Below are 12,396 nucleotides of genomic sequence, written 5' to 3' on the forward strand. Positions count from 1 at the left end.
ACAGGCCCCGGCCTTTTTGGGCGCGTACCCGGCCGAGTGCGGACAGGATCTTCACGGCTTCGCGGACGACGGTGCGGCTGGTGCCCAGCTGGCGGGCCAGGTCGTTTTCGGTCGGCATGCGGTCGCCCGGTCGCAGGCCCAGCCGGGCGATGAGCTCCAGCACCTGCTCGGCCGCCACCTCATAGCCCGGCCGGTATCCGCCCTCACGCTGGGTCTCGGTCACCGTGCTTCCTCCTCGCCGTTCCCTGCAAGAGTATGACGACTGATCGAGACGGCCTTTTGCGAGGGGCCCTACGCGTGCGATCAGTACGACACATCTGAACGGTTCAGGCGAGACGGCCGGCATGAGTGGGCGCGGCGGCGGGCGTCGCCGCGCAGGTCAGAGAGGTGTTCGGCCGGCCAGGACGACCGGAGTCAACCCGACCGTGAGCCGGTTCACCGGCGGACCTCCCTCCCGGCACCCCGGGCAAGCTCCAGCACCTCCTCAGCGCTGAAGCGGCACTGGTCTCCCTGCACGCTCATGGCCAGGGAGGCCATCGCCGTCCCCCGGCGGAGCGCATCCTCGGGGGAACCGTCGAGCACGCCCCACAGCACGCCTGCCGCGAAGGCGTCCCCGGCGCCGATCCGATCGACTGCGACGGTGGGCAGTGCGGGGGCGGCCAAGGACTCGCCGTCCCACCGTGCGACGGCGCCGTCGGCCCCGGCCGTCACCACGACGCGGCCGACGCCCAACCTCTTCGCCAGATCGTCCGCCAGCGTCGGGGGATCGCCGGCCAGGCCGAAGAGATCGCGCGCGTCCTCGGCCCGGCAGATCAACACGTCGATGTCGGATGCCACCTCGGCGGTGAACGAGGCGGCCTTCTCCGGCGAGGACAGCGCCGCTCGATAGTTGACGTCGTAGACGACCAGAGCGCCACGCCTGCGCCCCTCCCGCGCCGTTCGCAGCACGAGCGCGTCCGACCCCGGCGCCAGAGCGGCGGTGATGCCGGTCAGGTGGATGATCCGCGCCTCGCACACGGCGGCCCAGTCGAGATGGTCGGCTTGAAGCGAGCCGAACGCGGTGCCGGCCCGGTCGTAGAGGACGCTCGTCGGGCGCGGCGGGGAGCCGATCTCGGCGAAGTAGAGTCCGAGGCGCTCGCCGGCCGTCCACCGCACGGTGTCGAGGACGACGCCGGCGCTCGCCAGTGAGTCCGCGACCCGGCGCCCGAGGACCGTGTCGGGCAGCACCGACGTCCAGCGAGCGGACACGCCGACCGATGCCAGGGCGACGGCGACGTTCGCCTCGGCGCCGCCGACGTGCACGCGCAACTGGCCGCAGTCGCGCAGCCGCTCGCCCGACGGGGGCGACAGCCGAAGCATGGCCTCACCCAGCGTGGAGACCTCGACGCGACGGCCGCTCGCAGGGCCTTCGCTCCGTTGCTCACTCATGCCCGGGAAATCACCCCTCTTGACTGACGCCTGTTGCGCCGCTTTCATCATACCTATTATGTGTTACGTCACATGCACCAAGGGAGCCAGAGACAAGTGAGACAAGGCCATTTGGCATCCCTCGTGGGAAGTATCTCTCTCGTGGCCGGCGGCATCGTCGTGGCCGGGGCCACACCGGCGCTCGCCGTGCCCCCGCATCCCGGCCGGACCACGATCGTCGTCTCGCCGAGCGGCGACGACCACAATCAGGGCACGCCGGGCAAGCCGCTGCGCACCCTGCCCGCGGCGCAGGCGATGGCGCGTGCGTCGGCGCGTGCGGGAAGCGCCGTGACGGTCGTGCTGAGGGACGGGACCTATCGGCTCGACAAGCCGCTGCGCTTCACCGCGGACGACTCGGGCACCAGCGCCAAGCCGGTGACCTGGACCGCTGCGGAGGGGGCGCACCCGGTCATCTCCGGCGGCCGGGCCGTGACCGGCTGGACGTCGTACGACGCCGGCAAGAACATCTTCGTCGCCTCGGTGCCGAAGGGGCAGGACAGCCGTCAGCTCTACAAGAACGACGCGGCGGTGCCGCGCGCGGCGATCAAGATCGCACGCAGCGATGTGACGATCACCGAATCCGGCATGGAGATCAAGAATCCGGCGCTGAACTACCTCGCGACGCTGCCGGACCAGAGCCGCATCGAGGTCGAGAGCCAGGGCTCCTTCACCGATCGGTACGCCCCCGTGAAGAGCATCAGCGGGACGACGATCACCATGCAGCAGCCCGCGTGGCAGAACAACAACTGGGGGTACGACACCCTGGCACGCCCGTTCGCGGGCGGTCAGCTGCTGCTCGAGAACTCCTACGCGTTCCTGCAGGAGGGACAGTGGTACCTCGACCCGGCCGCCGGCAAGCTGTACTACCGTGCCGCCGCGGGTGAGGATCCGAACGGCGCGTCGTTCGTGCTGCCCTACCTCGAGTCGCTCGTGCAGATCGCGGGCAGCTACGCGAAGCCGGTGCACGACCTGACCTTCTCGGGCATCCAGTTCTCGCACTCGACCTGGCTGTCCCCCGGCTCGTCGATCGGCTACGCCGACCAGCAGAACGGCGCCTTCATCGCGAAGACCGTCCCGCAGCCGGCCGACTACCTGACCAGCTGCCAGTCGGGCTGCAAACTGTTCGAGGCTGCGCGCAACGGCTGGAACCAGATGCCGGCGGCGGTCCAGGTGGCCGCGGCCACCCGGGTGAAGTTCACGGAGAACACTTTCGCCCACCTCGGGCAGGTGGGCCTCGGCCTCGGCCTGGACGCCAACGCGAACGGGGCCGGGATCGGGCTCGGCGTCACCGAGGCGACGGTCCACCACAACCTGTTCACCGATCTCGGTGGCGCGGGGGTCGTCGCGGGCGGCGTGCAGCCGGACGCCCACCACCCGAGCGACCCGGCGATGACCCTGCGCGACATCACGATCGACAACAACTTCGTGACCGACGTCGCGAAGGACTACAAGGAGATGTCGGGCATCCTGTCCACCTACGTGGACCACGCCGTGATCGCGCACAACGAGGTCTCGAACCTCGCCTACGACGGGATCGACACCGGCTGGGGCTGGGGCGCGAACGACCCGGGCGGCAGCCAGGACTACAAGAACCGGGGTCTCTACGAGTTCCAGCCGATCTACACCACGCCGACGACGCTCAGGAACACCGAGGTGACCGGCAACCTGATCCACGGCGTGAAGAAGGTCTTCCACGACGGCGGGAGCCTGTACAACCTGTCCGCGAACCCCGGCGCCGTGTTCAGCGGCAACTACATCTACGACACCAAGCGCACGGTGGGTCTCTACCTGGACGAGGGATCTCGCTACGTGACGATGAAGAACAACGTGGTCCAGGACTGCGGAGTGTGGGTGTTCACGAACTCCTACGGGACGATCAACAACACCAGCGACAACGTGCTTCAGCACAACTGGTACAACTCCGGGGTCACGCAGACGCCGAACACCACCGAGCACAACAACCAGCTGATCGACAACGTCCAGGTGTCGGGCACGGCCTGGCCCGAGGACGCCCAGCAGGTGATCGAGCAGGCCGGCATCGAGCCGCACCTGCGGACCTTCCCGGGGGTCTCGCAGTAGCCGCCGGACGACGATGAGGCGGGGAGGCCGGACGGCTTCCCCGCCTCTCACGTCATGGCGAGCGTGCTATCTCGCCAGCCACCCGCCGTCCACCGGGATGACCGCGCCGCAGACGTAGTCGGACGCCGCCGAGCTGAGGAAGACCGTCGCTCCCGCGATGTCGTCGCCGCGGCCCCAGCGTCCGGCCGGAATCCGCTCCAGGATCGACCGCGACCGGTCGGGGTCGTCGCGGAGCGCCGCCGTGTTGTCGGTCGCGATGTAGCCGGGCGCGATGGCGTTGACGTTCACCCCACGCCCGGCCCACTCGTTGGCGAGAGCGCGGGTGAGACCGGCGATCCCCGACTTCGCGGCGGTGTAGCCGGGCACGTTGATCCCGCCCTGGAAGCTCAGCATGCTCGCTGTGAACACGATCTTGCCGCTGCCCCGCTCCAGCATCGGACGTGCGACCAGCTGCGTCAGGGCGAACTGGCTCGACAGGTCGATCTCGATCACCCGATCCCACCACGAGAGCGGATGCTCCGCCGCGGGGGCCCGTTCGATCGTGCCCGCGTTGTTGATGAGGATGTCGGGGGCCCGTTCCGCGAGTTCGGCGCCCAGCGCCAGGACGGCGTCGCGATCCGCGAAGTCGACCGCCCGGCTCTCGAAGGACCGGCCGAGCCCGCGGATCGACTCCGCGATCTCGTCGTCGGCCCGCGACTGAGCGCTCACACCGATGATGTCCGCACCGGCGGCGGCGAGGGCCTCCGCCATGGCGCGGCCGATGCCCCGGCGGGCGCCGGTGACGACGGCGAGACGGCCGTGGAGGTCGAACAGGCCGCCGTGTCGCTCGCTACGCTCGCTCATGCCCGGGCCTCCCCTGCGACGTCCACGAGGATCTTCATGGCCCGGCCCGCCGAGAGGTCGTCGAACGCGGAGGCGATCTCCTCGATCGGGACGACGCCGGAGATGAGGGCCTCCGCGGGGATCAGCCCTCTGTCGAGCAGGTCGACGGCACGCTCGAAGTCCGACCGCTGGTACACCCGGGCGCCCAGCAGCCGGAGCTCGCGCCAGAACACGCGCTGCAGGTCCAGCTCGCGAGGGGCGGAGTGGATGGCCACCACGACGATCGTCCCGCGCACCTTCGCCAGCGCGGTCGCGGAGCGGGCCGCGGCTGCGGCTCCCGACACCTCGAACACCACATCGGCGCCGACGCCGTCCGTCCAGCGCTCGACCTCGGCGACCATGTCGGCGGAGGAGGGGTCGATCACCTCGATGCCGAGCTCGGCGACGCGGCTCCTGCGCGAGGCGTCGACCTCGGCGACCATGACGTGGGCGCCCGCGTTCCGCGCCACGACGGCGATGAGCACCCCGATGGGACCGCCCCCGAGCACGACGGCGTGGTCGCCGACCTGGAGGCCGGAGCGCCGGACGTCGTGCACCGCGACGGCGACGGGCTCGACCAGCGCCGCCGTACGCAGGTCCAGGCCGGGGGGGAGCGGCACGGCGATCGAGGCCGGGACGTTCCACCGTTGCTGCAGACCTCCGGGGGAGTCGATACCCACGAAGACGAGGTTCTGGCAGATGTGCTGGTGACCGGCCAGGCAGGCGGGACAGGTGCCGTCCCACACCAGCGGCATGACGGTCAGGGGGTCGCCGACCTTCCAGCCCTCCACCCCCGCGCCGATCGCCGCCACCGTGCCCGAGGTCTCATGGCCGAACACGAGCGGCGTCCGCACCCTGGCGTCCATGTCGCCGTGCACGATGTGAAGGTCGGTTCCGCACAGCCCGCAGTAGGCGACGGCGACCTGGATCTCGCCGGGCCCGGGCGGCGCGACGTCCACGGGCACGGTCGCGAGGCGACCCCCGCCCATGTATGCAGCACCCTTCATAGGGTGTCCTCACTCTCTGCGGTGATTGAGACCGCTTGCACACGTCATACGTATGCTCTATTTTCATCACACCGCGCGAGTCGTCAATGTGGGGGACAGGACAAAGGACACCAAATGGCACTTAACAGGCATGTCGGATGTACCGAGCGGCGGATGCGCATGATGGGCGGGGTGGGTGCTCTCGCCATCGCTCTCACGCTGGCCGGCTGCGGCGGCAATGGCGGTTCTTCGGTCGGCTCCTACGGCTTTCCGCAGGTGACGCAGGACGAGAAGGCCGCGATCACGGTGTGGGTGGACGCCGACCGGTCAGGCGCGGCCGACGCCTTCAAGAAGGCCAACCCCGACGTGAAGGTCAACGTCGTCACGTATGACGGCTCCGCGAACGGCTCGAACTCGTTCCGGACGAAGGTGCAGCTGTTCGACCGGGCGGGCAGCGGCTGGCCCGATGTGGTGTTCTCGACGCAGAACAACGACGCGGCGTGGGCGAGCCAGAAGAGCAACGGCAAGCAGGCGTTCGCGGCCGTGCTCAACAGCGGGCTCGTTCCGAAGAGCACTCTGGACGGCTTCACGCAGGGTTCGCTGGCGCCGTGCACGGTCGAGGGCAAGGTCTACTGCCTCCGCAACGACCTGGCGCAGGTGGCGCTCTGGTACAACAAGGACCTGCTCGACAAGTTCGGCTACAGCCTCCCCACCACCTGGGAGGAGTACCAGGCGCTCGGCGAGAAGGTGGCCAAGGAGCACCCCGGCTACATCGTCGGCGCCGTCGGAGACTCCTTCGCCCCGGAAATCTACTTCTGGGGCAGCAAGTGCCAGGCGAACGGCATCACCGGTCCCACGTCGGTCACGGTCAACACCGAGAGCACGGAGTGCAAGCGCGTCGCGTCGATGCTCGACGTTCTGATCAAGAACGGCACCGTCCCCAACCTGAGCGTCTTCACTCCGGAGTTCGTGAAGAAGTACACCGGCAAGGTGCTCCTGATGCCGGGCCCGGCCTGGTACGCGGGCGCCATCTTCAACAACCCGCAGTCGCTCAACGTCCCCGCGGGCCAGCTCGGCGTCGCGGCACCGCTGGTCTGGCAGGGTGACAGCCCCGCGACGGGCAACGTCGGGGGCGGCACCTGGTTCGTCAGCAGCCACTCGAAGAACCTCAAGGCGGCCGAGAAGTTCGTCGAGTTCGTCACGACGGCCGACGACTACCAGGTGAACCTGGCTCCCGGATACCCGGCCTACGCGTCGGCCGCGGAGAAGTGGGTCAAGAAGCAGGAGTCGAGCGGCTACTACGCCACCGACCTGCAGGCGCTGATCAAGGCCGGGTCGCAGATCTGGACCGGGTGGGGCTCCGGGGTCTTCAGCCAGGAGGCGATCTGGGCCAAGACGATCACCCCTGCGATCGCCGGCGGCAAGAACCTGGTCGATCTCCTTCCCGAGTGGGGGACCGCGATCAAGAACCAGGCCCAGGTCAACGGCTACACGGTCAAGTGACATGACGGTTACGGATGAGGCCGCCCGGTCTGCGGTGATCCCGCCCGGGCGGCCGGCCGGCCGGGGCGACGGCGGCGAGCGGAGCGCGATGAGCTACGCCTTCATCGCTCTCTACGCGGTGCTGACGGTCGCATTCGGCATCCTTCCGGCCCTCTACTCCCTCTACCTCGCGTTCACCGACGGCGACGGCGGCTTCGCGGGCATCGCCAACTTCACCAAGGTCATGAGCGACTTCCGCTTCCTGCCCGCCGTCGGGCACGTCGCGCTCTACCTGGTGATCTGGCTGGTGGCCCTGGTGGTACTGGTCTCCTTCCTGGCCATCGTGGTCCACGCGGTCCGCGTGCGCTGGCTGAGCCGGACGCTCCGGTTCGTCTTCTACCTGCCGGGCGCCCTCGCGGGCGCGTCGAGCGTGCTGCTGTGGCTGTTCGTGCTCGACCCGACCGCCAGCCCGGTCGGCGGCCTGCTGCGTCTGCTGGGTTTCTCCAGTTTCGTGCAGGTCATCGTGCCGGCGAACCTGCCCCCGGTCTTCGCCGTCATCGCGTTCTGGACCGGCGCGGGCGGCTGGATCGTCATCATGTACGGCGCGCTCAACAACATCAGCGCCGACGTGATCGAGGCCGCGCGCATCGACGGCGCCGGCACGGTGCAGATCGCCTGGCACATCCAGCTGCCGATGCTGCGCAAGTGGATCTCGTACATGGGCATCATGTCGCTCGCCGCGGGCACGCAGCTGTTCGTCGAGCCGCAACTGCTCTCGCAGGCGAGCAACGCGATCGTGCCCAACGACTACTCGCTGAACCAGCTCGCGTACCAGTACGCGTTCCAGCAGAACGATTTCAACGGAGCGGCGGCCATCTCCCTGCTGCTGCTCGTCGTCGCCCTCGCGCTGTCGGCCGTCTTCGTGACGCGCGGCGGCCTGTTCGAGAGGGGCTGAGCTCATGACGACAGTGGACGCCGGCCGCGCGATGGCGCGACGGAAAAGCGTCAGCGGCTGGAGCGGCCGGACGATCGTCGCGGTCGTGGTCGCGATCTTCGTGCTGTTCTTCGTCATCCCGATCGTCTGGCTGCTGCTGGCCACGACGAAGTCGGCGCACGGGCTCATCGTCGACAACCCGTTCCTGCCCGGGAGCATCGACAACCTGGCCGCCAACTGGGACCAGCTGTTCGGCTTCCAGGACGGCGCGGTCACCGCGTGGGTGGGCAACTCGGCGCTGTACGCCCTGGGCGCGCTCGTCATCACGCTCATCGCGAGCATTCCGGCGGGGTACGCGATGGCCCTGACGGAGTTCCGGCTGCGGCGGCCACTCCTGGTGCTGACGCTGATCGTCATGCTGATCCCGAACACCGCGCTGGTCCTGCCGATCTTCCTTGAGCTGAACGTGGTGGGGCTGATCGGCAGCCCGCTCTCGGTGATCCTCCCGATGTCGTTCTTCCCGTTCGGGGTGTACCTCACGTACATCTACTTCTCGACCAGCGTCCCGCGCGACCTGCTCGCGGCGGCGCGCCTCGACGGATGCAGCGAGCTTCAGGTGTTCACCCGGGTCGCGCTGCCGCTGGCGGCGCCGATCGTCGCGCTGGTGGCGTTCTTCAGCTTCGTGCAGAGCTGGAACAACTTCTTCCTGCCCTTCGTGATGCTGCCCTCGAGCGAGGGGTATCCGGTCCAGGTCGGCCTGACCTCCCTGCTCGCCTCCACCCCGGCGTTCAACCCGAGCTCTGCCGGCACCCTGTCCGTGCAGCTGCCCACGCTCGCGCTCGCGACCGTCATCTCGGTGCTGCCGGTGCTGATCGTCTTCCTTTTCGCACAGCGCTTCCTGGTCGCGGGCATGACGGCCGGGGGCACCAAGGAGTGAGTCGAATTCCTGTCACAAAGGAGCAATCGTGAAGGTCACCGGCTATCGCAGCCTGACCACTGCGCACGACTGGGGCCGGCTGATCGGCGACGCCAACGGCGTCATGCCCGAGCCGCGCACGGATGTGCATGTGCTGATCCTCGAGACCGACAGCGGCGTCGAGGGTGTCGGGCTCGGAGCGCACGGCGACATCGACCGCGTCTTCGGCGCCGTCGAGGGCGAGGACCCGCGGGCCGTCTCCGCGCTCTACGACCGGATGATCGACCGGGTCTTCAAGACGGGCCACTCCGGCGCGACGTTCGGCGCGATCGGTGCGATCGACATGGCGCTCTGGGACCTCAAGGCGAAGGCCGCCGGCGAGCCGCTCTGGCGCACTCTCGGCGGACGTGACCGGTTCGTTCCGGGCTACGCCTCCGGGCTGGACATCGCACTCGACGACGACGCCCTCGTACGCCTCTACGAGCGCTTCGCGGACCGGGGCTTCAGCGCCGCCAAGCTCAAGGGCGGCCGGAGTCTCGAGCACGATCTGCGCCGGCTGAAGGCGCTGCGGGATGTCCTCGCGCGCAACTCGGCCGACCCCGCCCTCATGTTCGACGCCAACGAGTCGTGGAACCGGTCCCAGGCCGTGCGCTACATCGCGGCCCTGGAGCGGTCGGTGGACCTCACCTGGGTCGAGGAGCCTGTGCGGAGATGGGACGCGGCCGGGCTCGCCGCGGTCCGGCGGGGCATCCGCGCCGGCGTGGCGACCGGAGAGAACCTCACCGGCCTCGATCAGTACCGGCCGCTCCTGGACGCCGACGCCGTCGACATCGTCCAGGTGGGCAACGTGTGGGGCATCACGCACTTCCTGCGGGTGGCCGCGGTGGCGCACAGCCGGGACCTGCCCGTGAGCCCGGTGGCTTACCACACCAACCCGGTCGCGCACGCCGCCACGGCGGTGCCCAACCACCTGGCCTTCGAGGTCCAGGACCTGTCGGCGCCCATCGGACTCCAGGTCGACCAGGAGTTCGAGGACGGCGGGATCGTCCTCGGGGACGAGCCGGGCCTGGGCATCCGGGTGGACGAGGATCACATCAACGCCGTGCGAGCCGCCGACCCGCCGGCCGCGATCGCGGGGCCGCACGTCCGCCCCCACCGGGCGGGCCTGCGCCTCGTCCCGGATTCCCACGGGGACGACCGCATCGGCGCGCCCGCGGGAGAGCGGGTGGGGTCATGAGCGAGCGGAGCGAGCGAATCAATAGGCACAGCGCGATTCGCTCATGCGACTCCGAGCCGCAAGGCGAGGAGGTGGCATGAGCGAGCGGAGCGAGCGAATCAATAGGCACAGTGCGATTCGCTCATGCGGCTCCGAGCCGCAAGGCGAGGAGGTGGCATGAGCGAGCGGAGCGAGCGAATGGACAAGCACACCGAGCGGCGCCGCGTCGAGCGTCACGCCCTCGTCGTCGGCGTCCGGCCCGAGCGCAGGGAGGAGTACCTCGAACTGCATCGCAACGTCTGGCCGCAGGTCGAGCAGACCTTGCGCGACGCCAACGTCACGAACTACTCGATCTTCATCGTCGGCGACACCCTGTTCGCCTATTACGAGTATGTCGGCGAGGATCACGCGGCCGACATGGCCCGCATCGCAGAGGACCCGGTGACGCGCGAGTGGTGGACGCACACCGACCCCTGCCAGGTGCGCATCGTCGAAGAAAGAGATCCCGGAGCGCTGTGGCAGCCGCTCGACGAGATCTGGCACCTGTCGTGACCGGCGCGATCGACGCACACGTCCATCTCTGGAACCGGGCCACCGACCCCCAGCCGTGGATCGACCCCACGACGATGGCGGCCATCGATCGCGACTTCACGCCCGGCGACCTCGAGCGGATGCTCGATTCGGCGGGCGTGGACGCCGCGGTCGTCGTGCAGGCGAGCAACAGCGCCGCCGAGACGCGGCGGCTGCTGGCGCACCCGAGCCCGCGCATCGCCGGTGTGGTCGGCTGGACCGACCTCACCGCCGACGTGGCGGCGCAACTCGACGGGCTCGACCCCGCGGCGCGCCGGAGGCTGGTGGGAATCCGTCACCTGGTCCACATCGACCCCGACCCCGACTGGCTCGCGCGGCCCGACGTGGGAAGGGCGCTCGACCAGCTGGGCGCGCGCGACCTCGGCTTCGACCTGGTCGTGCGATGGTGGCAGCTGCCGCTGGCCGCGGCCGTCGTGGCCGCGTACCCCGGTGTCCGCTTCGTCGTAGACCACCTCGGCGGGATCGCCGAGTCGGACGACGACGCCGGCTGGGAGGCCGGCCTGCGCGAGCTCGCCGGCCGGCCGAACACCTTCGCGAAGATCTCCGGGCTGGCCGGGCTCGTGAACGGCGGCGACGGAGCCCGCCTCCGCCGAGTGGTCGACGTGGCGCTCGACGCGTTCGGCCCGGAGCGGCTCATGTACGGGTCCGACTGGCCGCTGGCCGAGCTGGGGGCCGGTGCGGTCGCGTGGCGCCGCGCGGTGGACGAGCTCATCGGCGAGCTGAGCCCGGCGGAGCGGCAGTCGATCATGTCCGGCGCCGCGTCGGTCCTCTACGGGCTGGGCGGATGACGGCCTCGATCGCGGATCTGCTGAACCGAGGCCGGTCGGGGGGCGGTGTCATCGGCCTCGGCGGATCACCGCTCGGCAACTTCGCCCGGCCCGTGAGCGACGACGAGGCCGCCCGGACGGTGCGCCGGGCGTGGGATCGCGGTATCCGCTACTTCGACACGGCGCCGCACTATGGTCTCGGGCTCTCCGAACGCCGCATCGGAGCCGAATTGCGCCGCCGCCCTCGCGACGAGTTCGTCCTGTCCACCAAGGTCGGTCGCCTGATCGTGCCCAACCCCCGGCCTCGGGAATGGGACGACGACGGGTTCGCCGTTCCCGGCGACCTCACACGGCGGTGGGACTTCTCGGCGACGGGTGTCGAACGCTCGCTCCGGGAGAGCCTTACGCGTCTCGGACTCGAGTCGGTCGACATCCTGTACCTGCACGATCCCGACCAGGCGTGGAAGGGCGCGGCCCGGGAGGGGCTCGCGTCGCTGGCGCGGTTGAAGGCCGCCGGCGTCGTGAAGGCCATCGGCATCGGGACCAACTCCACCGCCGGGCTCGCCGAGATCATCGAGGAGGGGCTCGTCGATGTGATCATGCTGGCCAACCGCTATTCGCTGCTCGACCACAGCGCACTCGACTCGGTGCTCACGCCGGCCCGCCGCTTCGGTGTCGCCGTGGTCGCCGTCGGTGTCTTCGCCACCGGCCTGCTCTCCACCGCCCGGCCCGCACCCGGCTCGACGTACGAGTACCGTGCCCCCGGCGCCGACGTGCTCGGGCGCGCGGAGCGCATCGCGTCGGTCTGCGCAGATCACGGCGTCGAACTGCCCGCCGCCGCGCTGGCCTTTCCGCTGCTGCACCCCGCGGTCTGCGCGATCGCCGTCGGCATGCGCTCCCCGCAAGAGGTGGACGAGAACCTCCGGCGGTTCGAGACCGACATCCCCGAGGGGCTCTGGCACGACCTGATCGCCGAAGGCCTGATCCCGGCCGCGGCCGTGCCGACGCGCGAACCCTGACGCCCCGGGGGAGCACCCGCGGGTGGCGGGGTGAGGTATCGCCCCGCCACGTGAGGTATCCCCCCGCCCCGGTGGCGC

12 protein-coding genes are annotated in these 12,396 nt (G+C 69.8%); 8 read left to right on the forward strand and 4 right to left on the reverse strand.

All coding sequences use genetic code 11. From position 1 onward, the window contains the following. Together FLW16_RS44820 and FLW16_RS41600 are read right to left on the reverse strand one after the other, a co-directional pair. Positions 1-223 (reverse strand): FadR/GntR family transcriptional regulator (locus FLW16_RS44820; protein WP_142566694.1); only part of this gene is annotated, 223 nt, incomplete at its 3' end. A gap of 212 nt (positions 224-435) precedes the next feature. Then, complete coding sequence (locus tag FLW16_RS41600; protein WP_185949834.1) at positions 436-1,428, reverse strand: sugar kinase; 993 nt, start codon at positions 1,426-1,428, stop codon at positions 436-438. Positions 1,429-1,569: 141 nt separating this feature from the next. Here FLW16_RS41600 and FLW16_RS41605 point away from each other — a divergent pair, with 141 nt between their 5' ends. Continuing rightward, entirely contained in the window at positions 1,570-3,546 is a 1,977-nt protein-coding gene (locus FLW16_RS41605) for a right-handed parallel beta-helix repeat-containing protein (RefSeq protein ID WP_142566500.1), read from the forward strand. A gap of 66 nt (positions 3,547-3,612) precedes the next feature. On the opposite strand, the gene FLW16_RS41610 is transcribed toward FLW16_RS41605, so the two are convergent. Beyond that, complete coding sequence (locus tag FLW16_RS41610; RefSeq protein WP_142566501.1) at positions 3,613-4,389, reverse strand: SDR family oxidoreductase; 777 nt, start codon at positions 4,387-4,389, stop codon at positions 3,613-3,615. Beyond that, the gene (locus FLW16_RS41615; protein ID WP_142566502.1) at positions 4,386-5,414 is read right to left on the reverse strand and encodes a zinc-binding dehydrogenase; all 1,029 of its coding nucleotides are present in this window, start codon (positions 5,412-5,414) and stop codon (positions 4,386-4,388) included. The genes FLW16_RS41610 and FLW16_RS41615 overlap by 4 nt, the downstream gene beginning before the upstream one ends. A gap of 171 nt (positions 5,415-5,585) precedes the next feature. Between FLW16_RS41615 and FLW16_RS41620 the strand changes: the two genes are divergently transcribed. From FLW16_RS41620 to FLW16_RS41650, 7 genes are all read left to right on the forward strand, one after another. Beyond that, complete coding sequence (locus FLW16_RS41620) at positions 5,586-6,896, forward strand: ABC transporter substrate-binding protein (protein WP_221891566.1); 1,311 nt, start codon at positions 5,586-5,588, stop codon at positions 6,894-6,896. Between the two features lies 1 nt (position 6,897). Then, complete coding sequence (locus FLW16_RS41625) at positions 6,898-7,830, forward strand: carbohydrate ABC transporter permease (RefSeq protein ID WP_142566504.1); 933 nt, start codon at positions 6,898-6,900, stop codon at positions 7,828-7,830. Positions 7,831-7,834: 4 nt separating this feature from the next. Next, positions 7,835-8,746 (forward strand): carbohydrate ABC transporter permease, encoded by a 912-nt coding sequence (locus tag FLW16_RS41630; RefSeq protein WP_221891567.1) that lies wholly within the window; start codon positions 7,835-7,837, stop codon positions 8,744-8,746. Positions 8,747-8,774: 28 nt separating this feature from the next. After that, positions 8,775-9,962, forward strand: a complete 1,188-nt coding sequence (locus FLW16_RS41635; RefSeq protein WP_142566505.1) for a mandelate racemase/muconate lactonizing enzyme family protein — start codon at positions 8,775-8,777, stop codon at positions 9,960-9,962. Positions 9,963-10,118: 156 nt separating this feature from the next. Further along, complete coding sequence (locus FLW16_RS41640) at positions 10,119-10,493, forward strand: L-rhamnose mutarotase (RefSeq protein WP_218671715.1); 375 nt, start codon at positions 10,119-10,121, stop codon at positions 10,491-10,493. Beyond that, complete coding sequence (locus tag FLW16_RS41645) at positions 10,490-11,320, forward strand: amidohydrolase (protein ID WP_221891568.1); 831 nt, start codon at positions 10,490-10,492, stop codon at positions 11,318-11,320. The genes FLW16_RS41640 and FLW16_RS41645 overlap by 4 nt, the downstream gene beginning before the upstream one ends. After that, a complete protein-coding gene (locus FLW16_RS41650; RefSeq protein ID WP_142566506.1) occupies positions 11,317-12,318 on the forward strand; it encodes an aldo/keto reductase in 1,002 nt (333 codons plus the stop codon). Before FLW16_RS41645 ends, FLW16_RS41650 begins: the two co-directional genes overlap by 4 nt. Positions 12,319-12,396: the final 78 nt, after the last annotated feature.

The sequence above is a fragment of the Microbispora sp. KK1-11 genome (genome assembly GCF_006874435.1).
In the GTDB taxonomy this organism is placed as follows: domain Bacteria; phylum Actinomycetota; class Actinomycetes; order Streptosporangiales; family Streptosporangiaceae; genus Microbispora; species Microbispora catharanthi.

Bases quoted from the DNA above. Each gene is read 5' to 3' on its own strand.
- FLW16_RS41625 (WP_142566504.1), top strand. From the start codon at position 6,898: ATGACGGTTACGGATGAGGCCGCCCGGTCTGCGGTGATCCCGCCCGGG.
- FLW16_RS41600 (WP_185949834.1), bottom strand. From the start codon at position 1,428: ATGAGTGAGCAACGGAGCGAAGGCCCTGCGAGCGGCCGTCGCGTCGAG.
- FLW16_RS41650 (WP_142566506.1), top strand. From the start codon at position 11,317: ATGACGGCCTCGATCGCGGATCTGCTGAACCGAGGCCGGTCGGGGGGC.
- FLW16_RS41610 (WP_142566501.1), bottom strand. From the start codon at position 4,389: ATGAGCGAGCGTAGCGAGCGACACGGCGGCCTGTTCGACCTCCACGGC.
- FLW16_RS41630 (WP_221891567.1), top strand. From the start codon at position 7,835: ATGACGACAGTGGACGCCGGCCGCGCGATGGCGCGACGGAAAAGCGTC.
- FLW16_RS41640 (WP_218671715.1), top strand. From the start codon at position 10,119: ATGAGCGAGCGGAGCGAGCGAATGGACAAGCACACCGAGCGGCGCCGC.
- FLW16_RS41615 (WP_142566502.1), bottom strand. From the start codon at position 5,414: ATGAAGGGTGCTGCATACATGGGCGGGGGTCGCCTCGCGACCGTGCCC.